Source organism: Streptomyces sp. NPDC058880 (assembly GCF_042742535.1).
Taxonomy (GTDB): Bacteria; Actinomycetota; Actinomycetes; order Streptomycetales; family Streptomycetaceae; genus Streptomyces.
In genome coordinates this window covers 1-23,492 of the sequence record NZ_JBHYMC010000047.1, presented here as the reverse complement: position 1 = coordinate 23,492, position 23,492 = coordinate 1, and the positions used below count along the sequence as shown (strand labels likewise).

The window sequence follows — 23,492 nt, the reverse complement described above, 5'->3', positions numbered from 1 at the left end:
CCGGTACGGCGGGCCGGGGCCACGCTAGGCCCCGTCCGCCGGGGTGGCGGCCGGGGCGGTCGGGGCGATCGAGCGGCTCAGCAAGTACCCCGCCTGGAAACGGGACTTGGCGCCCACCGCCCGCATGATCTCCGCGATGTGGCGCTGGCACGTCCGCTCCGACATGCCGAGGCGGCGCGCGATCACCTTGTCCTCCAGCCCCTCCGACAGCAGCCGCACGATCGTCTGCCGCAGCTCGTCCGAGATCGACCGCGCCTCCTCCGGGCCCACCGACGTCGGGAAGGGCTCCGCGCCCAGCCACGAACGCTCGAAAGCGGCGGTCATGAAGTGCACGACGCTCGGCTCCCGGACCACCAGCGCCGCCCCGCTGCGGTCCGGCACCGCCATCAGCCCGGTCCGCCCGTCGAAGACGAGCATGCGCATCAGCCCGTCGCCCAGCGTCCGCACCTGCGCGCCCAGCGCCGTCACCCGCTCCACGTAGGCCGCCGTGGGCCGGGAGTACCGGGCCGTGTGCTGGTAGAGCGTCCGCATCCGGACCCCGCGCGTCAGCAGCGACTCGTCGCGCCCGATCGATTCCGCCAGGGTCTCCGGCGGACGGCCGCCGCCCGGCTGCGAGGTCAGCAGCTCCACCTCGCACGCCGCGGCCAATTCCGCGATCAGCCCCCGTACGGCCCCCAGGTCCGTGACCAGCTCCAGGTGCCCCGCCCCGCTCGGGTCGCGGTGCGCGGTCCCGGCCTCGTACGCCGGCACCAGTGCCTCCAGCCGCCCCCGCAGCCGGTCCATCTCGTCGTGCGTCTCCCGTACGAGCAGGGCCAGCGGGGCCAGCGCCCGGGCCGCCGCCGCCCGCGGAGCCACGGCGCTCCACCGGTCCGAGCCGCCGCCGGGCGCACGCTGGAGCAGATGGGCGGCGGCCAGCTCGGTGATCGCGGCGGCCGCGCGCACGCCGAGCGCCCGGGTGGCCTCGGCCGCGTCGAAGGCGTGCCGTTCGACGGCGTACGCGTACAGGCGCCGGGCGGCGGGGGTCAGCTCCCCGGACGCGCCGGCTGCCCCGGCCGCCGCCCCGGGTGGTCGGGTTCCCTCGGCTGGCATGTCCGTATTCGTCCCGACCTGGGGTCGTTTGTAAACCCCTCGTATTCCCGCAAGGCGGCAAGACGACCCCTGGGACGACCCGTTCGGCATATGCCGAGGAGGCACAGTGGTGACACGGCGTGAAGGGGGAACGCGGAAGCGCCGGTCCATCCGTGCCATCCGACCGAGAGGGGGCGGAACGGCGGGCACGGGCGGACCGGCGCGAGGTCCCGGTGCGGTGCGGTCCCGGCCGGGGTGCTCAGCCGGACGGCTTCGCGTAGTCGGAGAAGCCGGTCCAGTCCAGCGTCACGCAGGCCTCGTCGCCCACGACCCAGGCGTCGTGCCCGGGGTGGACGCGCATGTAGTCGCCGGGGCCGAATTCGGCGCTCTCGCCGCCGTCCATGACGACCTTCATGCGGCCGCTCACGACGTACCCGGTGTGGTCGGCCCGGCAGCTGTCGGTCCCGGCCAGCGGCTTGACGTGCTCCGACCACTTCCAGCCGGGCAGGAAGACGGCCCGTCCGACGGCGCCGTCCCCGGTGTCCACCAGGTCCAGCCTGCCCATGCCGCCGACGAACGGCCTGGTCTCGTCCGGCGCGTCGAAGTTCCTGCAGTCGATTGCGGCCATGGCCGATCGCCTCCGGGAGGGGAGCGGGTGCCCCGAGTCCACTTCTCACGGTACGCCGGGAGCCCGCTTCGCGGGCCGCGACCGGTCCCGCCCCGTCCTGGCCGGTCCCGCCCCGTCCCCGGGCCGGTCCCGCCCCGTCCCGGTCCCGGGCCGCCCCCGCCGCCTCATCCGCGCAGCGACCTCCCGAAGCCGGAGGCCAGCGGCATCCGCAGGCCCAGCGGTGGCGGTGCGGCCAGGGCGTCCGTGACGGGGCGCGAGTACCGCCCGGAGAAGACCGCGCCGAGGACGAAGTCCACGCCCAGCGCCACCACTTCCGCCTGGTGCTCGCGCAGTCCGTGCCCGTCCGAGTGCACCTCGAACCGGCAGGTCGAGCGGTTCGCCTTCTTCGCCCGCTCCGCCAGCCGGAAGGAGCTCTCCGGGTCGCTGCGGGCGTCGTTGGTGCCGTGCACGATCAGGACCTGCCGCCCCGACAGCTGTTTCACCGGTTCGGGCGAGTCCGCAGGCATTCCCTCGGCCAGGCAAGGGGCCAGTGCCAGAACCGAGTTGACCGCCCCGTGCCCCGCCGCCCGCAGCGCGGCCAGGCCGCCGGCGCCGTAGCCGGCCAGGCACACGGGCACGTCCCCGTACCGCCGCACCGCCTCATCCGCCGCCCAGCGTGCCTGCTCCTCCCGCGCCGACTCCCCGCCGTGGATGACGGTGTGCGCGACCAGGCCGTCGGCACCGCCGGCCCGGGCCAGCGCCCGCGCGAGCGGACGCAGGGGGCCGGGGGAGAATCTGGACGCTCCGGGAAGCAGGAGCACCACCCCGTTGACCGGGCTTTCCGTCGAACCCGAGCCGGTTCTCGCGCCGGCTGCCCGCCCCAGGCGGGCCCCGCGCGCCGGCGGCGCATGCTGTGCCATGGCGGAACAGTCTCAGACCCTCGGGTGTACGCCATCCGTCCGCGCGGTCTCTGTTACATATCGACGCCTGCCGGGACACGACGCTCTACGCGCGTAGGAGTAGAGTGCGCAGATGACGAGCGAGACCCCCAACCTGCCGACCCCGGATCAGATCCGCCGTTCCCCGAAGGTGCTCCTGCACGATCACCTCGACGGTGGACTGCGTCCCGGGACCATCATCGAGCTGGCCCGCGAGGTCGGCTACGCGAGCCTCCCCGAGACCGACGCCGACAAGCTCGGCATCTGGTTCCGCGAGGCCGCCGACTCCGGCTCCCTGCCGCGCTACCTGGAGACCTTCGCGCACACCTGCGCGGTCATGCAGACGAAGGCGGCTCTCTTCCGCGTCGCCGCCGAGTGCGCCGAGGACCTGGCCGAGGACGGCGTCGTGTACGCCGAGATCCGCTACGCCCCCGAGCAGCACCTGGAAGCCGGGCTGACCCTCGAAGAGGTCGTCGAGGCCGTGAACGACGGCTTCCGCGAGGGCGAGCGCCGCGCGAAGGCCAACGGCCACCGCATCCGCGTCGGCGCCCTGCTGACCGCGATGCGCCACGCGGCCCGCGCGCTGGAGATCGCGGAGCTGGCCAACCGCTACCGCGACAACGGCGTGGTCGGCTTCGACATCGCCGGCGCCGAGGCGGGGTTCCCTCCCACCCGCCACCTCGACGCCTTCGAGTACCTCAAGCGCGAGAACAACCACTTCACGATCCACGCGGGGGAGGCCTTCGGTCTGCCGTCGATCTGGCAGGCCCTGCAGTGGTGCGGCGCCGACCGCCTCGGCCACGGCGTGAAGATCATCGACGACATCGAGGTCGCCGAGGACGGTTCGGTCACGCTGGGTCGCCTGGCCAGCTACGTCCGGGACAAGCGCATCCCCCTGGAGATGTGCCCGACCTCGAACCTGCAGACGGCCGCGGCCGCCTCGTACGCCGAGCACCCGATCGGCCTGCTGCGGAAGCTGCACTTCAGGCTCACGGTCAACACCGACAACCGCCTGATGAGCGGTACCAGCATGAGCCGCGAGTTCGAGCACCTCGTGGACACCTTCGGCTACACGCTGGACGACATGCAGTGGTTCACCGTCAATGCGATGAAGTCCGCGTTCATTCCTTTCGATGAACGACTGGCTATGATCAATGAGGTCATCAAGCCTGGTTATGCGGAGCTGAAGTCGGAGTGGCTGTTCCGTCAGACCGCCTCCACCAGCGGTTCTGTCTCGGCCTAGGCCATGGCATGACGTACCGAAAGCGCCCGGAAGAGGCAATTTCCGGGCGCTTTCTCGTATAAAAGGATGTTTGCGGGCCGGGGTTTGAAGTGACTAGTTTGCGGAGCCGCTCAATTCCCCGTCGCAAGGAATACCTTTCATGAAGCAGTCAGCTGCCAAGTTCCTCGGTGCCGCCGCCGCCGGTGCCGCCCTCGCCGCCGTCGCCGCCGGTGCCGCCTCCGCCGCCGTTCCCGCGATCGGCATCACCGACGCGCTCGGCACCGCCACCGGCGCGCTCGAGGGCGTCACCAGCCAGCAGCAGATGAAGACGGAAGAGGGGCAGCCGAGCGACCCCACCGCCGCGGTCACCGGTCTGCTGGGCCCGGTCACCGGCGCCCTCAACGGCTGACATCGACGCGAGACGGACGAACGCACGCGCGGCGGTCGCACGCTCCCTCGAAGAGGTGTGTGGGCCGCCGTGCGGTGTGCCACGATCACCACCAACTGCCCGCCGACGCAATGGGTATGAGGTTCTCGGTCATGCGCATGAAGGCACGAGCGACACTGGTCGCACTGGTCCCCGCCCTGCTGTTCGCCGCCGTGGGCTGCAGCGGTACGGAAGCCCCCGCGACGGGCAGGTCCCCCGACCCCAAGGGGTCGGCGAGCGGCGCCGGCGGCGCCCCCGCGGCGTCCCCGGACCCGGCCGGATCGGCACCGCAGAAGACCGGCGGCACCACGCTGGAGCGGTCCGCTCTTGCCCAGGGCGACCTGCCCGGCTACCAGATCTCCGCCCAGGGGAAGAATCCGAACGCCCCGGACGGCCAGCCGCAGGCTGACAAGAAGGCCTGCCAGCCGCTGGCCGACATCATGGGCGACAAGCCGGACCCCGCGGCGCGCGAGACCGTCAACCGGGGCATCGGATCCCAGAAGCAGGTGGGGCTCGCGGTCTCCGCCTCCGTCAGCTCCTACTCCGCGAACGAGGCCAAGGCGCTGATCGCCCGGCTCAAGTCCGCCGTCGCCGCCTGCGGCACGGGCTTCTCCGCCACGGTCGACCAGCAGACCGGCAGCTACCGCGACGTCCGCACCGCCGACTACCGCACCAGCGGTGACGAGAGCGTCAGCTGGACCACGACCGCGGCCGGCCAGGGCGTCTCCGCGCAGGTCCACCTGCTCGTCGTACGCGAGGGCGACACCGTCGTACGGCTGATGGCCCTCAACGTGGCGGGCGGCCAGCAGAAGGTGCTGGTGCCGCAGGAAGTGACGGACAAGCAGCTGGAGAAGGTCCGGCAGGCCGGCTGAGCGGCCGCACTACCAGGCGGTCGACGCCGGCTTCTCGTTCGGCAGCAGCACCCACAGTGCGATGTAGATCAGGAACTGCGGGCCGGGCAGCAGGCACGAGACGGCGAAGATGACCCGCATCGTGTTCGCGGAAATGCCGAAACGCCGTGCGAGTCCGGCGCAGACTCCGCCGATCCAACGGCCGTCACGGGGGCGGACCAGGGCGCTCATGAGGTTCTCCTTCATCGGGATCGCTTTCTTGCGATGACTCAATACTCCCGCTGGACCGCTGACAGAACGTCGGTCCAGGGGCCGAGCCCGACCCTGGAAATCTTCGGGGTCCCTCCCTGATAAGCGGCGTGTGAGCGGCGCATCCGGGCCCGCAGCGCCGGTACGACGGCCGCGTGCGCCAGCAGCACGCCGAGGGTGTTCAGCAGCACCGAGTCCACGTCGACGACCCGGCCCGGGACCCCGCTCTGCAGCATCTCGATGCTCATCGAAACCAGTGCGCCCGCGGCGGTGGTCCGCACCAGGGAGGACCACTGGGCCAGGCGCGAGAGCCACAGCCGCCCGCTGACGAGCGGTACCAGCACTCCCAGCGGGGCCAGCAGCGCGATCCCCTCCCCGATCCGCCGGGCGGCCTCCAGCGGGCCGAGTACGAGGTCGGCCCTGATCCCCTCCAGCGGGGTCAGATTGCCGGCGGCGGCCCACGGAACGTCGAGGGGGCGCAGGGTCAGCCAGCCGACGACCAGGAGATGGGCGGCGAGCAGGACCCCGGACAGGAGTCGGAGACGGAGGGGGATCGCGGTGGCGCCGACGGAGGTGCCGTCGGCCTCAATACGCTGCACACCTGCGAGGACGCACCATCAGGCGGCCACGGTTCCGCCGGAGGGGTGTGGCGGCGGGCACGGCGCGGCTGCCCGGCCACCCGTCGTCGGGCCCCGGTCAGCCGGTGGCCAGCAGGACGATCAGCAGCAGCGCGCCGGACACGGCGGGCGCGATGATCTCGTACGACCAGTGCACGCGCACGCCGCCCTGGGCGCCGGGCCGCTCGGCCCCCCGCTCGGCCAGCCTCTGGAGCTCGTCGACGATCCGGTCCGCACTGGCCCGCATCGGCTCGGCCGGGACCCGGAGCTTCTCGCCCGCGGAACGCTCCTCCCGGTCGCGCAGCCCCTCGTAGCGCAGTCGCTGGCGGTGGGCCTTCTTCCGCTCGCGCAGCGAGACGGGCACCGACCACAGCTGGTACTTCGACCCCTCGGCCAGCACCTCGGCCGAGTAGCCGGACCGCACGGCGTCCACGGCGGCCCAGGGCAGCTCGATGATCCGGAAGGGGTTCCGCACGCGCATCCGGTCGTCGTTGGCGAAGACGGCCGGTCGGATCGTGAACGCCACGATCAGGGGTACGGCGCACAGCGCGGCCGCCAGCGCGATCCACGGGGTGTTCCCCGAGCCGCGCAGCACGGCGTCCCCGCAGAGCCAAGCCGTCAGCGCGAGCAGCAGCACCCCCGAAACGACGCCCATGGAGGAGCGGTAGACCCGGTCGTCGTAGACCGGCTCATCGGTCGGCTGCTGGCTGCTCATGGGGTCGATTCTGCCCCACGCCCCCGCGGCCCACGAGAGCGGCGTACGGGGGAAGGTGCCGCCGGGCCGGCGGCCCGCCGGACGGAGCGACCGGGGGACCGCGGGACACGCCGGCGGGCCGTCAGCGCGGGGTGCGGCCGCGGCGGCGGGCGAGGAGGGCCGCACCGAGGCCGGCCGCCGCGGCGGCGAGACCGGCGCCGGCGGCGAGACCGCCCCGGGGCATGGCCGCGGCCTCACCGGCGGCCTGCGCCTCGGGGGCGGCCGGCGCGGCCGGGCCGGTGGAGGGCGACGGCTTCCCGGCCGGCGTGGCCGAGGGGGCGGCGGCGGCCGCTGCGCCGGACGGCGTGGCATCCGGCTCCGGAGCGGGGGCCTCGTCCTCGAAGGCGTAGGTGACGGGGCAGCCCGCGGGCAGCTCCGGGAAGAGCGCATCGGCGAAGGGGTGCTCCCCGCCCGGGGTCTCGTACGCGAACGACGGCCGGGCACCGCTCGGGTTCACGATGCGGGCGGCGGTCGGGCCGCCCGGTGCCGGGGCGGGGTCGGTGCGCGTCAGCTTCTCGTGGGCCTGCTTGGTGATCCCTTCCACCAACTGCACCTGCGGTCCGTCGGGGGTCCTCGTCAGGTCGGCGACCAGCGTGCCGTGCAGGCGCAGTCGCTTCGTGGCGGAGACGCATCGGGCACCGTGGATCCGGGCCGCCTCGGACAGCGGCAGCGGGAAGGACCGGGTGACGCCGGCCTTCGTGACCGCGAGGACGGGGGCGGCCGAGTCCACCTCGGTGATCTCCAGGTCCAGGCCGTTCGCGGTGCCGCCGGTGTTCTCGCGGTCCAGCACCGTCAGCACGCGGGACATGTAGTGGTCGCCCGGCTGCCAGTCCGGTCCGACGGCGCGGATCCAGGCCTCCGGGCCCTCCGCCCCGTGACGCAGCACCGCGACGAGGCCCTCGCCGATGTGGGCCGGGGTGCCGGAGAACCGGTCGGCGGGGGTCGGCGGGGTGACCGCGGCGGACGGACGGACGGCCGCGGCGGCGTGCGCGGCCCCCGCGGCGGGAGCGAGGAGCGCGCCGGCGAGGGCGACGCTGGTGATCGAGGCGCGGAGGGCGGTGCGCACGAGGACTCCTTGGAGCGTTGTCCCGGGCAGGTGGGGAAGGCCGCATGCCGCGTCCGTCTCGGTCCGGTCTTCGTCCGGTGAGCTTCCGGCGGGCTGCTGGAAGGAAACCTACTGATCGTGTGCGTCCGGACGATCGCCCTCCTGTCATGGCCGGGTAACAGGTGGCGGAGGTGTCGATTCCGCAGCGGATCGGCCGGAATCGGGGGAGGGGGGTGACAGGTCGCTACGCGCGTAGATATGCTCCTCTGGTGACCATGCCCACCACCCTCACCGCATTCGCTGACGTGACGACGTCCGACAGTGCGCTGCGCCGCTTCCTGCACGGGCTGCCCGGCGTCGACGCTGTCGGTCTGGAGGCCCGCGCGGCCTCGCTCGGCACCCGTTCGATCAAGACGACGGCCAAGGCGTACGCCATCGACCTGGCCATCTCGATGATCGACCTGACGACGCTGGAAGGCGCGGACACCCCGGGCAAGGTCCGGGCGCTCTCCGCCAAGGCCGTCCATCCCGATCCGACCGACCGCACCACCCCGATGACGGCCGCCGTCTGCGTCTACCCCGACATGGTGGCCACCGCCAAGGCCGCCCTGAACGGCGCCGACGTCAAGGTCGCCTCCGTCGCCACCGCCTTCCCCGCAGGCCGCGCCGCGCTGCCCGTCAAGCTCGCGGACACCCGCGACGCCGTCGCCGCCGGCGCGGACGAGATCGACATGGTCATCGACCGTGGCGCCTTCCTCGCCGGCCACTACCTGGAGACGTACGAGCTGATCAAGGCCGTCAAGGAGGCCTGCACCCGTCCCGACGGCAGCGCCGCGCGCCTGAAGGTCATCTTCGAGACCGGCGAGCTGTCGACCTACGACAACATCCGCCGCGCCTCCTGGATCGGCATGCTCGCGGGCGCCGACTTCATCAAGACGTCGACCGGCAAGGTGGGCGTCAACGCCACCCCCGCGAACACCCTGCTCATGCTTGAGGCCGTCCGCGACTTCAAGGCGCAGACTGGAATCCAGATCGGCGTGAAGCCGGCCGGCGGCATCCGCACGACCAAGGACGCGATCAAGTTCCTGGTCCTGGTCAACGAGACCGTGGGCGAGGACTGGCTGAGCAACACCTGGTTCCGCTTCGGCGCCTCCAGCCTGCTCAACGACCTGCTGATGCAGCGCCAGAAGCTGAGCACCGGCCGTTACTCCGGTCCCGACTACGTGACGGTGGACTGAGACCCCATGAACATGGACAACACGACTTCCCTCTTCGAGTACGCGCCGGCCCCCGAGTCCCGCTCGGTCGTCGACATCGCCCCCTCCTACGGGCTCTTCATCGACGGCGAGTTCACCGACGCCGCCGACGGCAAGGTCTTCAAGACCGTCTCGCCCAGCAGCGAGGAGGTCCTCTCCGAGGTCGCCCAGGCAGGCGCCGCCGATGTGGACCGTGCCGTGAAGGCCGCCCGCAAGGCCTTCGAGAAGTGGTCCGCGCTGCCGGGCTCCGAGCGCGCCAAGTACCTCTTCCGCATCGCCCGGATCATCCAGGAGCGCAGCCGGGAGCTCGCGGTCCTGGAAACCCTGGACAACGGCAAGCCGATCAGGGAGACGCGGGACGCGGACCTCCCCTTGGTCGCCGCGCACTTCTTCTACTACGCGGGCTGGGCCGACAAGCTCGACCACGCGGGCTACGGCGCGAACCCGCGCCCGCTCGGCGTCGCCGGCCAGGTCATCCCGTGGAACTTCCCGCTGCTCATGCTCGCGTGGAAGATCGCCCCGGCCCTCGCCACCGGCAACACGGTCGTCCTGAAGCCCGCCGAGACCACACCGCTCTCCGCGCTCTTCTTCGCCGACATCTGCCGCCAGGCGGGCCTGCCCAAGGGCGTCGTCAACATCCTCACCGGGTACGGCGACGCGGGCGCGGCCCTCGTCGAGCACCCGGACGTCAACAAGGTCGCCTTCACCGGCTCGACCGCCGTCGGCAAGGCCATCGCCCGCTCGATCGCCGGCACCGACAAGAAGGTCACCCTGGAGCTGGGCGGCAAGGGCGCCAACATCGTCTTCGACGACGCCCCCATCGACCAGGCCGTCGAGGGCATCGTCAACGGCATCTTCTTCAACCAGGGCCAGGTCTGCTGCGCGGGCTCCCGCCTCCTGGTCCAGGAGTCGATCCACGACGAGCTGCTGGACTCCCTCAAGCGCCGCCTCTCCACGCTGCGCCTGGGCGACCCGCTCGACAAGAACACCGACATCGGCGCGATCAACTCCGCCGAGCAGCTCGCCCGGATCACCGCCCTCGCGGACACCGGCGAGGCCGAGGGCGCCGAGCGGTGGTCCCCGGCCTGCGAGCTGCCGTCCGCCGGCTACTGGTTCGCCCCGACGCTCTTCAGCAACGTCACCCAGGCGCACACCGTCGCCCGCGACGAGATCTTCGGCCCGGTGCTGTCCGTGCTGACCTTCCGCACGCCCGACGAGGCCGTCGCCAAGGCCAACAACAGCCAGTACGGCCTGTCCGCCGGCATCTGGACGGAGAAGGGTTCGCGCATCCTCGCGGTCGCCAACCAGCTCCGCGCCGGGGTCGTGTGGGCCAACACGTTCAACAAGTTCGATCCGACCTCGCCCTTCGGCGGCTACAAGGAGTCGGGCTTCGGCCGCGAGGGCGGCCGCCACGGTCTGGAGGCCTACCTCGATGTCTGAGTCCTCTGTGCGTCTGAGCGTCTTCAAGACCTACAAGCTGTACGTCGGGGGCAAGTTCCCCCGCTCCGAGAGCGGCCGGGTGTACGAGGTGAGCGACTCCAAGGGCAAGTGGCTGGCCAACGCCCCCCTGTCCTCCCGCAAGGACGCGCGTGACGCCGTCGTCGCGGCGCGCAAGGCCTTCGGCGGCTGGGCGGGCGCGACCGCCTACAACCGCGGCCAGATCCTCTACCGCATCGCCGAGATGCTGGAGGGCCGCCGCGAGCAGTTCGTCCGCGAGGTCGGCGAGGCCGAGGGGCTGTCCAAGTCCAAGGCCGCCGCCGTCGTCGACGCGGCCATCGACCGCTGGGTCTGGTACGCGGGCTGGACGGACAAGATCGGACAGATCGTGGGCGGGGCCAACCCGGTCGCGGGTCCGTTCTTCAACCTCTCCACCCCCGAGCCCACCGGTGTCGTCACCGTCGTCGCCCCGCAGGACTCCTCGTTCCTGGGCTTGGTGTCGGTGATCGCCCCGGTCATCGCGACCGGCAACACCGCCGTCGTCGTCGCCAGTGAGAAGTCCCCGCTGCCGGCGCTCTCGCTGGGCGAGGTGCTCGCCACCTCCGACCTGCCCGGCGGCGTGGTCAACATCCTGTCCGGCAAGGCCGCCGAGATGGGTCCGCACCTGGCGTCCCACCAGGACGTCAACGCGATCGACCTGGCCGGCGCCGACGCGGCGCTCGCCAAGGAACTGGAGATCGCAGCGGCCGACAACCTCAAGCGCGTCCTGCGTCCACAGCCTGTGGACGACTGGAGCGCCGACCCGGGAACCTCCCGCATGACGGCGTTCCTGGAGACCAAGACGGTCTGGCACCCCACCGGGTCGCTGGGCGCGGGCGGCTCGTCCTACTAGGTCCTGCCGTCGAAGGAGCGCGCGGCCGGGTGCGACCCCGGTCGCGGGGCCCGGGCCCTGCCTCCTGCGAGACCGGCCCCGGCGGCGTCCCCCGCGCCGCCGGGGCCTTCGTACGCCCGCGCACGGGCCCGGGTGCGGGCTACTTCGCGGGCAGCGCCGGGCCCAGCAGCGAGGAGACGGCCGCGGTGGGCAGCTCGCCGACGGACGGTCCCTGTGTGAGGATGCCCGTCACCATGCCGGTGCCGACGGCGGGGAAGTCGGCGACCTTGGTGGCGACCCCGTTGTCCAGCGGGTCCACGCCGGTGTGGGCCAGCGGGTTCACCTTGAGGTTCGCGATCGGGTCGGTGACCCCGGCCACCGCCGCCGGGACGTCCAGCTCGCCGGCCTGGGCGCCGCCCGCCGCCATCGCCAGCGCGGCGCCGGCCATCGAGAGGGTCAGACCCGCGCTGCGGAGCCGGTTCGGGGCCGAAGGGGCTGCGTGACGTGCCATGGGGATCCCGCCTGTGGTCGTAGTCGCGTGCGCACGCAGCGTAGTGGAGGTGTGTTCCTGGACACCAACCGGTCACCGGGAGGATCCCCTACCCGGGGGAATGGTTCAGACTGGTGTCCCGTGAGCTCTTCCTCTCCTTCGCCGACCCGAGTCGTCCTGCTGACCGGTCCGTCGGGCTCCGGAAAATCCTCCCTCGCCGCCCGCGCCGGGCTGCCCGTACTGCGCCTCGACGACTTCTACAAGGAAGCCGGCGACCCCAGCCTGCCGCTGGTGGAGGGCAGCTCCGACATCGACTGGGACTCCCCCCTGTCGTGGGACGCCGACGCCGCCGTCGCCGCGATCGCCGAGCTGTGCGCGTCGGGACGGACGGACGTGCCCGTCTACGACATCGCCACCAGCTCCCGGACCGGCTGGGACACCCTCGACATCGCCCGCACGCCGCTGTTCGTCGCCGAGGGCATCTTCGCCGCGGACGTGGCCGCCCGCTGCCAGGACCTCGGCCTCCTCGCGGACGCCATCTGCCTGCGCGGCCGCCCCTCGACGACCTTCCGCCGCCGGCTCGTCCGCGATCTGCGCGAGGGCCGCAAGTCCGTGCTGTTCCTGATCCGCCGCGGCTGGCGCCTGATGCGCGCCGAGCGGGGCATCGTGGCCCGCCACCTGGAACTGGGCGCCCACGCCTGCGGCCCCGACGAGGCCCTCGGCCGGATCGCGGCCGCCGGCCGCCGCCGCTCCACGAGCCCGGCCGCCGCGTAGGGGACGACCTGTCGATCGGGTCGGATCCGCGCGCCCCGGTGCCCGGACCGGCCCGACCGACAGGACGACCGACTGCACATCCGCCCGGCGCCGCGCGGGCCCGCAAACGGGTGCGCGGGACCGGTCGGACCCCCGCCCGACCGATCCCGCGCCTTCTCCCCCGCTGGCCGCCGCCTCACCCCCGCAAGACGGTCCCCCGTGGCCGGGGTGGTTCATGTGGTCCCGCCGACCGCCCTCAGGCGACCAGCTCCTCGAAGGACTCCGCCTCGTCGCGGCCGAAGCTCAGCGACTCGTCCTCCCGCAGGCGGCGCAGCGAACGCCAGATGCTCGACTTCACCGTGCCGACGCTGATTCCGAGGATCTCCGCGATCTCCGGGTCCGTGCGGCCCTCGTAGTAGCGCAGCACCAGCATCGTGCGCTGCGGCTCCGGGATGCGGGCCAGCGCCTGCCACAGCACGGCGCGCAGCTCCGTACCGCGCATCGCGTCCGTGTCGGAGGCCGTCTCCGGCAGCTCCTCCGTCGGGTACTCGTTCAGCTTCCGCCGGCGCCAGGCACTGATGTGCAGGTTCGTCATCGTGCGGCGCAGGTAGCCGCCGACCGCGGCCTTGTCGCTGATCCGGTCCCAGGCGCGGTACGTGGAGAACAGCGCGCTCTGCAGCAGGTCCTCGGCCTCGTAACGGTCACCGGTGAGGTGGAAGGCCGTCGCGTACAGGGCCGCGCGCCGCTCCTGGACGTACGCCGTGAACTCCGCCTCCGACGCCGGGGACGGCGTCTGCTGCTGGGCGGGAACCGCCCGGTACTGGTTCGCGTCAATGGCTACGACGTGGGCCGGCCGGGGCCGGGCGACCGCCACCGAACGGACACCCGCCCGGCGGTTCACATCGTGCAGCCGCGTGACAACCGCGCTGGTGGTGGTGCTGTGCAGCGTGTTCATCTCGCGCCCCCCGTCGTGGAGTGTGTCTGCTTCGGATCGCTGTGCGTTGAGTAGAAGCCTGCCCGGCCGACTTAACCGGGGTGTCCGTCGACTGTCACAGCACTGTCACAGGGACCCGTCCGAAGGACACCCGCGGACTCCGGCAGGATCCGGCCCCCCTGACGGTCGAACTCCCGACTGCCCATGGGACAGAATGAGCCCGTGCCTTTCCTGTTGCTGATCGAGGACGACGACGCCATCCGCACGGCCCTCGAACTCTCCCTGTCACGCCAGGGCCACCGTGTGGCCACCGCGGCGACGGGCGAGGACGGCCTGAAGCTGCTGCGTGAGCAGCGGCCGGACCTGATCGTGCTGGACGTGATGCTGCCCGGGATCGACGGCTTCGAGGTCTGCCGCCGGATCCGCCGCACCGACCAGCTGCCGATCATCCTGCTCACCGCGCGCAGCGACGACATCGACGTGGTCGTCGGCCTGGAGTCCGGAGCCGACGACTACGTGGTCAAGCCCGTCCAGGGGCGGGTCCTCGACGCCCGCATCCGGGCCGTACTGCGCCGCGGCGAACGCGAGTCGAGCGACTCGGCGAGCTTCGGCTCACTCGTCATCGACCGGGCCGCCATGACGGTGACGAAGAACGGCGAGGACCTCCAGCTCACGCCCACCGAGCTGAGGCTCCTGCTCGAACTGAGCCGCCGGCCGGGCCAGGCGCTCTCCCGCCAGCAGCTGCTGCGCCTGGTCTGGGAGCACGACTACCTCGGCGACTCGCGGCTCGTCGACGCCTGTGTCCAGCGGCTGCGCGCCAAGGTCGAGGACGTGCCGTCCTCGCCCACCCTGATCCGCACGGTCAGGGGCGTCGGATACCGCCTGGACTCCCCGCAGTGATCCGGTCGTTGCTCGCGGGCCGGCGCTGGACCAGCCTGCGGCTGCGGCTTCTCGTCGTCTTCGCCCTGGTCGCCCTGACCGCAGCCGTGTCCGCGTCCGGGATCGCCTACTGGCTCAACCGCGAGGCCGTGCTCACCCGCGTCCAGGATGCCGCCCTCGGCGACTTCCGGCAGGAGATGCAGAACCGTGCCGCCGCGCTGCCCGCCGACCCGACCCCGGAGGAGCTGCAGCGCACCGCCGAGCTGATGGCGGGCAGCAGCCCCGGCTACAGCGTCCTGCTCGTGCAGGAGGGCAAGGACAACCGCCTGACGTACGGCGCGGCCGGGCCCGACAACTTCCGGCTGACCGACGTGCCGAAGTCCCTGCAGAACGCGGTGAACGACCGGCAGAAGACGACGTCGGCGAACGACGCCGAATACCACGTGTACTGGCAGCGCACGAAGCCGCGCGGCAATCCGTACCTGGTCGGCGGCACGCGGATCGTGGGCGGCGGGCCGACCGGCTACATGTACAAGTCCCTCGCCCAGGAGCGGGACGACCTGAACGCGCTCGCCTGGTCGCTGACCATCGCGACGATCCTCGCCCTCCTCGGCTCCGCCCTGCTCGCGCAGGCCGCGGCCCGCACCGTGCTCAAGCCCGTCCAGCGGCTGGGCGACGCCGCGCGGCGGCTCGGCGAGGGCGAACTGGACCACCGCCTCGACGTGTCGGGCACCGACGAACTCGCCGACCTGTCGCGCACCTTCAACAAGACGGCCGAGGCGCTGGAGAAGAAGGTCGCCGACATGAGCGCGCGGGAGGAGTCCAGCCGGCGCTTCGTGGCGGACATGTCGCACGAACTGCGCACGCCGCTGACCGCGTTGACCGCGGTGGCCGAGGTCCTGGAGGAGGAGGTCGACGACCTCGACCCGATGATCGCCCCGGCGGTGACCCTGGTCGTCAGCGAGACCCGGCGCCTGAACGACCTGGTGGAGAACCTGATGGAGGTCACCCGCTTCGACGCGGGTACCGCCAAGCTGGTGCTGGACGACGTCAACGTCGCCGACCAGGTCACGGCCTGCATCGACGCCCGTGCCTGGCTCGACGCGGTCGAACTCGACGCCGGACGGGACATCGTGGTGCGGCTCGACCCGCGCCGGCTCGACGTGATCCTGGCCAATCTGATCGGCAACGCGCTCAAGCACGGCGGCTCGCCCGTGCGGGTGTCGGTGGCCGTGCAGGGAGATTGGCTGGTGATCGCGGTCCAGGACAACGGGCCGGGCATCCCCGAGGAGGTCCTGCCACACGTCTTCGACCGCTTCTACAAGGCCAGTGCGTCCCGCCCGAAGTCGGACGGGAGCGGGCTCGGCCTGTCGATCGCCGTGGAGAACGCGCACATCCACGGCGGCGACATCGCCGCGGCCAACGTGCCCGGTGGCGGGGCACTGTTCACCCTGAGGCTGCCGGTGGACGTGGGAAAGGCGATCACGGGTGATCCGGATGCGTAGGACCCTGCCGGCGGCGCCGGCCGTACTGCTCCCGCTCCTCGGGACGGCCCTGCTCGCGACGGCGGGCTGCGGGATCCGGGCGACGACGGTGCCCGTGGACGTGGGCGAGGCGCCGTCGCGCGTCTCGTGCGACACCCCGGCGCAGCAGCCGGGCGGGCAGAGCGGGGCGCCGGGCTTCCGCGCCACCGTGGAACTGGTCTGCGGATCGCAGCTGGTGGGCGTGGACCGGATCGTCTCGATGCCGGAGAAGGGCGCGCTGCGGGATCCCGTCGCGCAGGCCGCGCAGGCGCTGCTGGAAGCGCTGGAGCGGACGCCGACTGCGCAGGAGCGGGACGCCGGCTTCTCGACCGGGGTGCCGGCGGGGCTGACGGCGGGTGCGCCGAAGCCGGGCGACCCGGCGGGCACGGTGCGGCTCAGCCGCAAGCCGGAGGATCTGCCGCCGGTGGCGCTGTCGCAGATCGTGTGCACGCTGGCGGGCAGCGAGACGGTGTCGGCCGGCCCCGGACCGGTGGTCCTGGGCGGACCGGACGCCGATCCGCCGCGCGCGTGGGAGTGCACGGACGCGGTCCGCTCACGGCCGGAGTCGGTGCCGACACTGGGCGAGATCGTCCGGCCGACCGCGTCGCCGCGCTGAGCGGTCCGCCGCTCCCGGACGCGACGAGGCCCCCCGAGCGGGGCTCGGGGGGCCGGGGATCCGGCTGGGCAGGTTCCCGCCGGACGGGGCGGGAACCTGCCCCGGCGGGGCCGGAGCCCCGGGCCGGAAGCGGTGGGCGGCCGGGGAATCAGAGGCCCATGGCCGCCGCCAGGTCCTTCTTGACCGCGTCCAGGACTTCCTGGCCGGTGGTACGGGCCGACGCCAGGTCGGAGGCCTCGGGCACCGGTACGACGACCTCCAGGTAGCACTTCAGCTTGGGCTCCGTGCCCGACGGGCGGCAGATGACCCGGGCCTTGTACGCACCGTCCAGGTAGTAGCGCAGACCGTCCGTGGGCGGCAGCGACTCCGTGCCCCTGGTCAGGTCCTCCGCCGAGACGACCCGCAGGCCGGCCAGCGAGACCGGGGGTTCCGCGCGCAGCCGCGCCATGGCGTTCGCGATGACCGACAGGTCCGACACACGGACCGAGAGCTGGTCGGTGGCGTGCAGCCCGTGGGCCATCGCCAGGTCGTCGAGCAGGTCGGTCAGGCTGCGGCCCTGCTCCTTGAGCTCCGAGGCCAGTTCGGCCACCAGCAGGGCGGCGGTCACGCCGTCCTTGTCGCGGACGCCCTCGGGGTCCACGCAGTAGCCGAGCGCCTCCTCGTAGCCGTAGCGCAGGCCGTCGACGCGGGCGATCCACTTGAAGCCCGTGAGGGTCTCCTCGTAGCCGACGCCCGCCGCCTCCGCGATCCGGCCCAGGAGGCTGGAGGAGACGATGGACTCGGCGAACACGCCGGTCGCGCCCTTGTGGACCAGGTGCGCCGCGAGCAGCGCGCCGACCTCGTCGCCGCGCAGCATCCGCCAGCCGTCGGCGGTGGGGACGGCCACCGCGCAACGGTCCGCGTCCGGGTCGTTCGCGATCACGATGTCCGGCTGGACCTCGGCAGCCCTGGCGAAGGCCAGGTCCATCGCGCCCGGCTCCTCGGGGTTGGGGAACGCCACCGTCGGGAAGGCCGGGTCCGGTTCGGCCTGCTCGGCGACCAGGACCGGTTCCGGGAAGCCGTGCCGGGCGAAGGCCGCCATCACGACGTCCTTGCCGACGCCGTGCATGGCCGTGTAGACGGTCCGCACACCGCGGGGGGAACCGGGAGTCAGGACCGCGTCCGTACGGGCCAGGTAGGCCTCCAGGACCTCGTCGCCGAGGTCCTCCCAGCCGGAGTCCGGGCGGGGGACCGAGGCGAGCGCGCCGATGCCGGCGATCTCCGCCGCGATCTCCGCGTCGGCCGGGGAGACGATCTGCGAGCCGTCACCGAGGTAGACCTTGTAGCCGTTGTCCCGGGGCGGGTTGTGGCTCGCGGTCACCTCGACGCCGGCCACGGCGCCCAGGTGCCTTATGGCGTAGGCGAGGACGGGCGTGGGCAGCGGGCGGGGCAGGACGGCCGCGCGCAGCCCGGCGCCGGTCATCACGGCCGCGGTGTCGCGGGCGAAGTCCGCCGACTTGTAGCGGGCGTCGTAGCCGACGACGACCAGGCCGCCGGCGTGGCCCTGGCCCTTCAGGTAGGCCGCGAGGCCCGCCGCGGCCCGGATGACCACGCTGCGGTTCATCCGCATCGGGCCCGCGCCGATCTCACCGCGCAGTCCGGCGGTGCCGAACTGCAGGGTGCCGGAGAACCGGTCGGCGAGCTCCGCCGTGTCGCCCGCGTCGAGGAGCGCGGCGAGCTCGGCCGCGGTCTCCGGGTCGGGGTCCTCCGCCAGCCAGGCCTGCGCCCGGGTGATCAGGTCGTCCTGTTCCTGCACTACTTCCGCCTTACCTCTCGTACGGTCCCGGGGCCTCAGATGCGGGCGAGGACCTGGGTCAGCAGCTTGCCCATGCGCGCGGCCGAGTCGCGGCCGGCCTGGAGGACCTCTTCGTGGTTCAGCGGCTCGCCGGAGATGCCCGCCGCCAGGTTGGTGACCAGGGAGATGCCGAGCACTTCGGCGCCGGCCTCGCGGGCGGCGATGGCCTCCAGCACGGTGGACATGCCGACCAGGTCGGCGCCCATGACGCGGATCATGTTGATCTCGGCCGGGGTCTCGTAGTGCGGGCCGGGGAACTGGACGTACACGCCCTCCTCCAGGGAGGGGTCGATCTCCTTGCACAGCGCGCGCAGCGCGGGCGAGTACAGGTTCGTCAGGTCCACGAAGTTCGCGCCGATGATCGGCGAAGTGGCCGTCATGTTGATGTGGTCGCTGATCAGCACCGGCTGGCCGGGCTGCATGCCCTCGCGCAGACCACCGCAGCCGTTGGTCAGCACGACGGTCTTGCAGCCCGCGGCGACGGCGGTACGGACACCGTGGGCGACGGCGGCGACGCCACGGCCCTCGTAGTAGTGGGTGCGGCCCAGGAAGACCAGCGCGCGCTTGTCGCCGATCTTGTACGAGCGGACCTTGCCGCCGTGTCCTTCGACGGCGGCCGGGGGGAACCCGGGCAGCTCGGTGACGAGGAACTCGGCCTCGGGGGCGCCCAGGGCCTCGGCGGCCGGGGCCCAGCCGGAGCCCATGACGAGGGCGACATCGTGGGTCTCGGCGCCGGTGAGCTCCCGCAGGCGGGCGGCTGCGGCGTCGGCGGCGGCGGTGGGATCGGTAACAGATGCGTTCACGCAGACGAGCGTAGCCGCTCATTGCCTACGCGCGTAGATGGCACAGCTCACCATGCTCGGATCGTTGTGTTGTCGTTTCCCACCACCTACCCGTCCACACCGGCGGTGACCTGCGGTGATGGGTTGGACGGCCAACCGGTGCGGGTCCTGCCGGGGAATTCAGCAGGGGCGCTTGCGCAGCTCCATCACGTAGTCGTGCGGAGCGCCGGCGGACTCGGCTGCGTCGGCGATCTCGCCCAGGTAGCGCGCCGAGGGCAGACCGCCCTCGTAGCCGTTGAGCACGTAGCACCAGGCGGCCTCGTCGCCTTCCAGGGTGTGCACCCGGATCCGCATGCGCCGGTAGATGTCGAGCCCGACGCCCTCCCAGCGGTCCATCGAGTCCTCGTCCAGCGGAGCGATGTCGTAGAGGGCGACGAAGACCTGCTGACGGGGGGCTTCCACGATCGTGGCGAGGGAGCCCTCCCAGCCCATCTGCTCGCCGCCGAAGGTCAGCCGCCAGTCGTTGATCCAGCCCGTGCCGCGCAGCGGCGAATGGGGGGCGCGGCGCGTCATCAGCCGCGGGTCGAGGTTGCCGGCGTACGCGGCGTAGAGCGACATGGGGTCGAGGGTACGGGAGGGGCGGTCGTGGGGGAGCGCCCGGCCGGGCGTACCCCCGGACGGAGTCCCGCGGCGGGACCGGGCGCGAAGCACCTTGAAGCGTGCGGGACAATGGAGCACGGAATGCATCCCCCGGGGAGAACCCCCGGAACACCGGCCGGGGCGGCAGCCGGCCGGGTAGACGTGAGGCGGACTTTTCGTGACCCGGATCGTGATCATCGGCGGCGGACCCGGCGGGTATGAGGCGGCGCTGGTCGGCGCCCAGCTCGGCGCGGAGGTGACCGTCGTGGACTGCGACGGTCTGGGCGGGGCGTCTGTCCTGACCGACTGCGTACCTTCCAAGACTCTGATCGCGACCGCCGAGGTGATGACCACCTTCGACTCCTCCTACGAGGAGCTGGGGATCATCGTCGCCGACGACACGCCGCACGTCGAGCAGGCGGCGCGCGTCGTGGGCGTGGACCTCGGCAAGGTGAACCGGCGCGTCAAGCGCCTCGCGCTCGCCCAGTCGCACGACATCACCGCTTCCGTCACCCGGGCCGGCGCCAAGGTCATGCGCGGCCGCGGCAAGCTGGGCGGCCCGCAGGGCATCGACGGCACCCGGGACGTCATCGTCACCGCGGCGGACGGCACCGAGACGATCCTGACGGCCGACGCCGTCCTCATCGCCACCGGCGGCACCCCGCGCGAGATCCCCGACGCCCAGCCCGACGGCGAGCGCATCCTGAACTGGACGCAGGTCTACGACCTGGACGAGCTCCCCGAGGAGCTCATCGTGGTCGGTTCGGGTGTCACCGGTGCCGAGTTCGCCGGCGCGTACCAGGCGCTCGGCTCCCGGGTCACCCTGGTGTCCTCCCGCGACCGCGTGCTGCCGGGCGAGGACCCCGACGCGGCCGCCGTCCTGGAGGACGTCTTCCGGCGCCGCGGCATGAACGTCGTCGGGCGCTCGCGCGCCGAGTCCGCCAAGCGGGTCGGCGACCGCGTCGAGGTGACCCTCTCCGACGGCCGGGTGCTCACCGGCACGCACTGCCTGATGGCGGTCGGCGCGATCCCGAACACGCAGAACATGAACCTGGAGGAGTCCGGCGTCCGCCTCAAGGACTCCGGGCACATCTGGACCGACAAGGTCTCGCGCACCTCCGCGCCGGGCGTCTACGCCGCCGGTGACGTCACGGGCGTCTTCGCGCTCGCGTCCGTCGCCGCCATGCAGGGGCGCATCGCGATGTACCACTTCCTCGGCGACGCGGTGGCCCCGCTGAACCTGAAGACGGTGTCCTCGAACGTCTTCACCGACCCGGAGATCGCTACGGTCGGCTACACCCAGGCCGACGTGGACGCCGGCAAGATCGACGCCCGGGTCGTGAAGCTTCCGCTGTTGCGCAACCCGCGCGCCAAGATGCAGGGCATCCGGGACGGCTTCGTGAAGATGTTCTGCCGCCCGGGCACCGGCATCGTGGTCGGCGGCGTGGTCGTCTCCCCGCGCGCGAGCGAGCTCATCCACCCGATCTCGATCGCCGTCGACAACAATCTGACGGTCGAGCAGATCGCAAACGCGTTCACCGTGTACCCCTCACTGTCGGGGTCGATCGCTGAGGTGGCGCGCCAGTTGCACACGCGGAAGACCGCCGGAGAGGCCTGAGCGACCTCAACCGCCCCACGCCCCAAGGGTGTTGGGGCGGTACACGGTCGCGTGGTCGTACGTTCACCCACCCCTCGGGCTGCGTATACCACTAGTCGCCCCGCCATATGGACAACTTCGGTATTCCGACGCAAAGAGCTGAAACCAGACGGTCGTTGGGGTTACTGTCAGTTTCGTGTTCGCTGCAGAACGTCGCCAATTGATCCTCGAAATGGTGCGGGCCAACGGAGCGGTGTCGCTCCGGGAGCTCGCCCGTGTCGTCCAGACCTCCGAAGTGACCGTACGGCGGGACGTGCGGGCGCTGGAGGCCGAAGGACTCCTCGACCGCCGGCACGGCGGTGCGGTCTTGCCGGGCGGTTTCACGCGGGAGTCCGGCTTTCCGCAAAAGTCCCATCTCGCGACGGCGGAGAAGACCGCCATCGCCGATGTCGCGGCCGGCCTCGTCGAAGAGGGCGAGGCCGTCGTCGTCGGCGCGGGCACCACGACGCAGGAGCTGGCCCGCCGGCTCGCCCGCGTGCCCGGCCTGACCGTCGTCACCAACTCCCTCCTGGTCGCCCAGGCGCTGGCCCACGCCAACCGGGTCGAGGTCGTCATGACCGGCGGCACCCTGCGCGGGTCCAACTACGCCCTCGTCGGCAGCGGGGCCGAGCAGTCCCTCCAGGGACTGCGGGTCTCCCGTGCCTTCCTGTCGGGCAGCGGTCTGACGGCGGAGCGCGGCCTGTCCACGTCCAACATGCTCAGCGCGAGCGTGGACCGGGCGCTGGTGCAGGCGGCCGCGGAGGTGGTGGTCCTGGCGGACCACACCAAGCTCGGCACGGACACCATGTTCCAGACGGTGCCGACGGACGTGATGACCCGCCTGGTCACGGACGAACCCCCGCCGCACGACGACCGCGCCGCCACCGAGCTCCAGGCCCTGGCCGACCAGGGCGTCCAGATCACGGTGGCGGGCGGCCAGGCCGCGGCCCCCGGCGGCGTGGACGGCCTGGGCGCCCGCCGCCCCCGCCGCGACTCCCCCCTCCCGGTTCAGCGCCGCGGCGGCCCGACGGCCCAGCTGCGCAGCGCGTCGGCTCTGACGGACCCGGGTGAACGGGAGCGCGAACGGGCCCGCGTGGCGGACATGCGGCGCCGGTAGCGGTGCTGGAGGTCGGGATGTCCCGGGCCGCGTGAAGCGGAGATGCGCGGTGGCGGGCCGGGCGCCGAACACCGGCGGCAACCGGGCGGCCGGCTCACCGGGTTCCACAGGAGCCGGATGCTTCGGCGGAACAGCACCCCCGACCGGCACAACGCCGCGCGGCCGTCACGTCACGGGAGACTCCCTCCGAGCCCCCACCGGTGCGGCCGACCTGGCGGCCTGCTCGATCTTCGCGCGGTAGGCCGCACGGGCTTCCTGGTCGATCTGCTGCTCGTGTTCGGAACGCAGCCCGGTCCGGCCGTCGAGGCTCTCGCGCAGGATGTCGGCGTGTCCGGCATGCCGGACGGACTCGCCGAGGACATGGACCATGACGGCGAACAGGTTCGTGTCGGCATGAGGCTCCGGCCACCACGGCACCCGGCCGGGGGCGTCCAGGGAAAGCTCGCCGATCGTCGCGTCCGCGTGTTCCCAGGTACGCCGGTAGAACGCGATGATCTGATCGCGGGTCTCGTCCTCGGTCGCCCACAGATCACTGTCGTCGGCGTCCTGCCACCTGGGCAGCGGTTCCGGGGAGGTGCGGTCGAAGACCTCGCCGAAGTACCTGGCCTCGACCGTCGCCAGGTGTTTGACCAGGCCGAGGAGGTTGGTCCCGGTCGCTGTCAGAGGGCGACGGGCATCGTATTCGGACAGGCCGTCGAGCTTCCAGAGGAGTGCCGCGCGGTCCCGCCGCAGTCTCCCGTGCAGGTGGTCCTTCGCGAATTCGTCCATCATGCGGCATGAGCCTGCCATCGACCGCTTACGGCCTCAAGATCCGTTACCCGGCCCGCGGCGGCCGGGCCCGGCCCGACGGCGGCTTCAACGACCACCTGAGGAGCTGGGAGGCGACCCCGGGCACCTGGTGACGGGTGGGCCGCCCCGCACATGACACCGGCCCCCGGGACCCGAAC

The 23,492-nt window shown here is 72.4% G+C and carries 26 protein-coding genes; 13 read left to right on the top strand and 13 right to left on the bottom strand.

The features are described from left to right. Positions 1-24: 24 nt before the first annotated feature. The 3 genes from ACFW2G_RS23705 to ACFW2G_RS23695 form a co-directional block, all read right to left on the bottom strand. On the bottom strand, positions 25-1,089 hold the full coding sequence (locus ACFW2G_RS23705) for a LuxR C-terminal-related transcriptional regulator (protein ID WP_384582533.1): 1,065 nt from the start codon (positions 1,087-1,089) through the stop codon (positions 25-27). A 238-nt stretch (positions 1,090-1,327) separates the two neighbouring features. After that, positions 1,328-1,696 (bottom strand): cupin domain-containing protein, encoded by a 369-nt coding sequence (locus ACFW2G_RS23700; RefSeq protein ID WP_037919194.1) that lies wholly within the window; start codon positions 1,694-1,696, stop codon positions 1,328-1,330. Between the two features lie 164 nt (positions 1,697-1,860). Beyond that, positions 1,861-2,595: an alpha/beta hydrolase gene (locus tag ACFW2G_RS23695; RefSeq protein WP_384582536.1), complete on the bottom strand. Its 735-nt coding sequence runs from the start codon at positions 2,593-2,595 to the stop codon at positions 1,861-1,863. 112 nt (positions 2,596-2,707) lie between these two features. Here ACFW2G_RS23695 and ACFW2G_RS23690 point away from each other — a divergent pair, with 112 nt between their 5' ends. The 3 genes from ACFW2G_RS23690 to ACFW2G_RS23680 all read left to right on the top strand — a co-directional run bounded on the left by ACFW2G_RS23690 (position 2,708) and on the right by ACFW2G_RS23680 (position 5,134). Then, complete coding sequence (locus tag ACFW2G_RS23690) at positions 2,708-3,856, top strand: adenosine deaminase (RefSeq protein WP_037919196.1); 1,149 nt, start codon at positions 2,708-2,710, stop codon at positions 3,854-3,856. Positions 3,857-3,995: 139 nt separating this feature from the next. Then, positions 3,996-4,244 (top strand): hypothetical protein, encoded by a 249-nt coding sequence (locus ACFW2G_RS23685; protein WP_384452643.1) that lies wholly within the window; start codon positions 3,996-3,998, stop codon positions 4,242-4,244. Positions 4,245-4,375: 131 nt separating this feature from the next. Then, positions 4,376-5,134, top strand: coding sequence for a hypothetical protein (locus tag ACFW2G_RS23680; RefSeq protein ID WP_384452640.1), 759 nt, complete (start codon positions 4,376-4,378; stop codon positions 5,132-5,134). 9 nt (positions 5,135-5,143) lie between these two features. On the opposite strand, the gene ACFW2G_RS23675 is transcribed toward ACFW2G_RS23680, so the two are convergent. The 4 genes from ACFW2G_RS23675 to ACFW2G_RS23660 all read right to left on the bottom strand — a co-directional run bounded on the left by ACFW2G_RS23675 (position 5,144) and on the right by ACFW2G_RS23660 (position 7,799). Further along, positions 5,144-5,344, bottom strand: coding sequence for a PspC domain-containing protein (locus ACFW2G_RS23675; protein WP_037919939.1), 201 nt, complete (start codon positions 5,342-5,344; stop codon positions 5,144-5,146). A 38-nt stretch (positions 5,345-5,382) separates the two neighbouring features. Then, on the bottom strand, positions 5,383-5,952 hold the full coding sequence (locus ACFW2G_RS23670; protein ID WP_172671293.1) for a VanZ family protein: 570 nt from the start codon (positions 5,950-5,952) through the stop codon (positions 5,383-5,385). A 106-nt stretch (positions 5,953-6,058) separates the two neighbouring features. After that, a complete protein-coding gene (locus ACFW2G_RS23665) occupies positions 6,059-6,694 on the bottom strand; it encodes a PH domain-containing protein (RefSeq protein ID WP_384582539.1) in 636 nt (211 codons plus the stop codon). A 121-nt stretch (positions 6,695-6,815) separates the two neighbouring features. Beyond that, positions 6,816-7,799: a hypothetical protein gene (locus tag ACFW2G_RS23660; protein ID WP_384582542.1), complete on the bottom strand. Its 984-nt coding sequence runs from the start codon at positions 7,797-7,799 to the stop codon at positions 6,816-6,818. A 254-nt stretch (positions 7,800-8,053) separates the two neighbouring features. Here ACFW2G_RS23660 and deoC point away from each other — a divergent pair, with 254 nt between their 5' ends. The 3 genes from deoC to ACFW2G_RS23645 are packed head-to-tail and all read left to right on the top strand — an operon-like array spanning position 8,054 to position 11,363. Continuing rightward, complete coding sequence (deoC, locus tag ACFW2G_RS23655; protein ID WP_106967562.1) at positions 8,054-9,016, top strand: deoxyribose-phosphate aldolase; 963 nt, start codon at positions 8,054-8,056, stop codon at positions 9,014-9,016. 6 nt (positions 9,017-9,022) lie between these two features. After that, positions 9,023-10,474, top strand: a complete 1,452-nt coding sequence (locus tag ACFW2G_RS23650) for an aldehyde dehydrogenase family protein (RefSeq protein WP_384452634.1) — start codon at positions 9,023-9,025, stop codon at positions 10,472-10,474. Further along, complete coding sequence (locus tag ACFW2G_RS23645; protein ID WP_037919205.1) at positions 10,467-11,363, top strand: aldehyde dehydrogenase family protein; 897 nt, start codon at positions 10,467-10,469, stop codon at positions 11,361-11,363. Before ACFW2G_RS23650 ends, ACFW2G_RS23645 begins: the two co-directional genes overlap by 8 nt. Positions 11,364-11,502: 139 nt before the next feature. On the opposite strand, the gene ACFW2G_RS23640 is transcribed toward ACFW2G_RS23645, so the two are convergent. Further along, complete coding sequence (locus ACFW2G_RS23640) at positions 11,503-11,853, bottom strand: hypothetical protein (RefSeq protein ID WP_037919206.1); 351 nt, start codon at positions 11,851-11,853, stop codon at positions 11,503-11,505. A gap of 51 nt (positions 11,854-11,904) precedes the next feature. Between ACFW2G_RS23640 and ACFW2G_RS23635 the strand changes: the two genes are divergently transcribed. Next, positions 11,905-12,606, top strand: coding sequence for a uridine kinase (locus tag ACFW2G_RS23635; protein ID WP_037919207.1), 702 nt, complete (start codon positions 11,905-11,907; stop codon positions 12,604-12,606). A 235-nt stretch (positions 12,607-12,841) separates the two neighbouring features. Here ACFW2G_RS23635 and ACFW2G_RS23630 read toward each other — a convergent pair whose 3' ends face one another. After that, positions 12,842-13,540 (bottom strand): SigE family RNA polymerase sigma factor, encoded by a 699-nt coding sequence (locus ACFW2G_RS23630; protein ID WP_037919208.1) that lies wholly within the window; start codon positions 13,538-13,540, stop codon positions 12,842-12,844. Positions 13,541-13,741: 201 nt separating this feature from the next. Between ACFW2G_RS23630 and afsQ1 the strand changes: the two genes are divergently transcribed. From afsQ1 to ACFW2G_RS23615, 3 genes are read left to right on the top strand one after another with little or no spacing between them, the layout of a single operon-like run. Then, a complete protein-coding gene (afsQ1, locus tag ACFW2G_RS23625) occupies positions 13,742-14,419 on the top strand; it encodes a two-component system response regulator AfsQ1 (protein WP_063754818.1) in 678 nt (225 codons plus the stop codon). Continuing rightward, positions 14,416-15,903 (top strand): HAMP domain-containing sensor histidine kinase, encoded by a 1,488-nt coding sequence (locus ACFW2G_RS23620; RefSeq protein ID WP_037919209.1) that lies wholly within the window; start codon positions 14,416-14,418, stop codon positions 15,901-15,903. The genes afsQ1 and ACFW2G_RS23620 overlap by 4 nt, the downstream gene beginning before the upstream one ends. Beyond that, complete coding sequence (locus ACFW2G_RS23615) at positions 15,896-16,537, top strand: hypothetical protein (RefSeq protein WP_052030324.1); 642 nt, start codon at positions 15,896-15,898, stop codon at positions 16,535-16,537. The genes ACFW2G_RS23620 and ACFW2G_RS23615 overlap by 8 nt, the downstream gene beginning before the upstream one ends. A 148-nt stretch (positions 16,538-16,685) precedes the next feature. Here ACFW2G_RS23615 and ACFW2G_RS23610 read toward each other — a convergent pair whose 3' ends face one another. From ACFW2G_RS23610 to ACFW2G_RS23600, 3 genes are all read right to left on the bottom strand, one after another. Beyond that, complete coding sequence (locus ACFW2G_RS23610; protein WP_384582547.1) at positions 16,686-18,332, bottom strand: phospho-sugar mutase; 1,647 nt, start codon at positions 18,330-18,332, stop codon at positions 16,686-16,688. Between the two features lie 35 nt (positions 18,333-18,367). Continuing rightward, positions 18,368-19,174, bottom strand: a complete 807-nt coding sequence (locus ACFW2G_RS23605) for a purine-nucleoside phosphorylase (protein ID WP_030851168.1) — start codon at positions 19,172-19,174, stop codon at positions 18,368-18,370. Between the two features lie 159 nt (positions 19,175-19,333). Further along, positions 19,334-19,771 (bottom strand): gamma-glutamylcyclotransferase, encoded by a 438-nt coding sequence (locus tag ACFW2G_RS23600; RefSeq protein ID WP_384582550.1) that lies wholly within the window; start codon positions 19,769-19,771, stop codon positions 19,334-19,336. Between the two features lie 199 nt (positions 19,772-19,970). On the opposite strand from ACFW2G_RS23600, the gene ACFW2G_RS23595 reads away from it, so the two are divergent. Together ACFW2G_RS23595 and ACFW2G_RS23590 are read left to right on the top strand one after the other, a co-directional pair. Beyond that, positions 19,971-21,410, top strand: a complete 1,440-nt coding sequence (locus ACFW2G_RS23595; RefSeq protein WP_037919216.1) for an NAD(P)H-quinone dehydrogenase — start codon at positions 19,971-19,973, stop codon at positions 21,408-21,410. A gap of 175 nt (positions 21,411-21,585) precedes the next feature. Beyond that, positions 21,586-22,545 carry a DeoR/GlpR family DNA-binding transcription regulator gene (locus ACFW2G_RS23590; protein ID WP_078556134.1) on the top strand — a complete coding sequence of 320 codons (960 nt, stop codon included), beginning with the start codon at positions 21,586-21,588 and terminating at the stop codon, positions 22,543-22,545. Positions 22,546-22,710: 165 nt separating this feature from the next. On the opposite strand, the gene ACFW2G_RS23585 is transcribed toward ACFW2G_RS23590, so the two are convergent. Beyond that, complete coding sequence (locus ACFW2G_RS23585; protein WP_384582553.1) at positions 22,711-23,316, bottom strand: DinB family protein; 606 nt, start codon at positions 23,314-23,316, stop codon at positions 22,711-22,713. Positions 23,317-23,321: 5 nt separating this feature from the next. Here ACFW2G_RS23585 and ACFW2G_RS23580 point away from each other — a divergent pair, with 5 nt between their 5' ends. Beyond that, on the top strand, positions 23,322-23,447 hold the full coding sequence (locus ACFW2G_RS23580) for a hypothetical protein (protein ID WP_384582556.1): 126 nt from the start codon (positions 23,322-23,324) through the stop codon (positions 23,445-23,447). The last annotated feature ends 45 nt before the right edge of the window (positions 23,448-23,492 follow it).

Coding starts and splice junctions, on each gene's coding strand:
- ACFW2G_RS23705 (WP_384582533.1), bottom strand. CDS start 1,089: ATGCCAGCCGAGGGAACCCGACCACCCGGGGCGGCGGCCGGGGCAGCC.
- ACFW2G_RS23700 (WP_037919194.1), bottom strand. CDS start 1,696: ATGGCCGCAATCGACTGCAGGAACTTCGACGCGCCGGACGAGACCAGG.
- ACFW2G_RS23695 (WP_384582536.1), bottom strand. CDS start 2,595: ATGGCACAGCATGCGCCGCCGGCGCGCGGGGCCCGCCTGGGGCGGGCA.
- ACFW2G_RS23690 (WP_037919196.1), top strand. CDS start 2,708: ATGACGAGCGAGACCCCCAACCTGCCGACCCCGGATCAGATCCGCCGT.
- ACFW2G_RS23685 (WP_384452643.1), top strand. CDS start 3,996: ATGAAGCAGTCAGCTGCCAAGTTCCTCGGTGCCGCCGCCGCCGGTGCC.
- ACFW2G_RS23680 (WP_384452640.1), top strand. CDS start 4,376: ATGCGCATGAAGGCACGAGCGACACTGGTCGCACTGGTCCCCGCCCTG.
- ACFW2G_RS23675 (WP_037919939.1), bottom strand. CDS start 5,344: ATGAGCGCCCTGGTCCGCCCCCGTGACGGCCGTTGGATCGGCGGAGTC.
- ACFW2G_RS23665 (WP_384582539.1), bottom strand. CDS start 6,694: ATGAGCAGCCAGCAGCCGACCGATGAGCCGGTCTACGACGACCGGGTC.
- deoC (WP_106967562.1), top strand. CDS start 8,054: ATGCCCACCACCCTCACCGCATTCGCTGACGTGACGACGTCCGACAGT.
- ACFW2G_RS23650 (WP_384452634.1), top strand. CDS start 9,023: ATGAACATGGACAACACGACTTCCCTCTTCGAGTACGCGCCGGCCCCC.
- ACFW2G_RS23645 (WP_037919205.1), top strand. CDS start 10,467: ATGTCTGAGTCCTCTGTGCGTCTGAGCGTCTTCAAGACCTACAAGCTG.
- ACFW2G_RS23640 (WP_037919206.1), bottom strand. CDS start 11,853: ATGGCACGTCACGCAGCCCCTTCGGCCCCGAACCGGCTCCGCAGCGCG.
- ACFW2G_RS23630 (WP_037919208.1), bottom strand. CDS start 13,540: ATGAACACGCTGCACAGCACCACCACCAGCGCGGTTGTCACGCGGCTG.
- ACFW2G_RS23615 (WP_052030324.1), top strand. CDS start 15,896: ATGCGTAGGACCCTGCCGGCGGCGCCGGCCGTACTGCTCCCGCTCCTC.
- ACFW2G_RS23600 (WP_384582550.1), bottom strand. CDS start 19,771: ATGTCGCTCTACGCCGCGTACGCCGGCAACCTCGACCCGCGGCTGATG.
- ACFW2G_RS23585 (WP_384582553.1), bottom strand. CDS start 23,316: ATGATGGACGAATTCGCGAAGGACCACCTGCACGGGAGACTGCGGCGG.
- ACFW2G_RS23580 (WP_384582556.1), top strand. CDS start 23,322: ATGAGCCTGCCATCGACCGCTTACGGCCTCAAGATCCGTTACCCGGCC.